Source organism: uncultured Nocardioides sp., assembly GCF_947489365.1.
In the GTDB taxonomy this organism is placed as follows: domain Bacteria; phylum Actinomycetota; class Actinomycetes; order Propionibacteriales; family Nocardioidaceae; genus Nocardioides.
This window is the reverse complement of sequence record NZ_CANLDB010000020.1, coordinates 1-262: the sequence shown is the minus strand read 5'-3', so window position 1 is coordinate 262 and position 262 is coordinate 1. Positions and strand designations below refer to the sequence as shown.

At 72.5% G+C, this 262-nt stretch carries 1 protein-coding gene; it reads right to left on the bottom strand.

The genetic code is table 11. The annotated features are described in order from the left end of the window. On the bottom strand, positions 1 to 262 hold a 262-nt coding region (locus tag Q0858_RS21490; protein ID WP_299058446.1), incomplete at both ends, for a hypothetical protein.

Genomic DNA, 262 nt, shown 5'->3' with positions numbered 1-262 from the left:
GGGCATACGGGGCGGTGCCGGTGCGGGTGAGCTTGATCCGCGGTGCGGTGGTGTCGACCTGGAGCGGGGTGCGGACCCTGGTCTCCTGGCCGTTGGCGTCGGTGACTTTACGGGCGACCTTGAACCCGGGCTGGGTGTTCTCGCGGGTGACCGGCTCGGGGCAGACCAGCGGGGCGGTGCCGCCGCCGCAGGTGTAGGTGATGGTGGCGGGTGTGCGGTACCAGCCGGCCTCGTTCGCCGGGAGCTCGCTGCTGACCTGGCC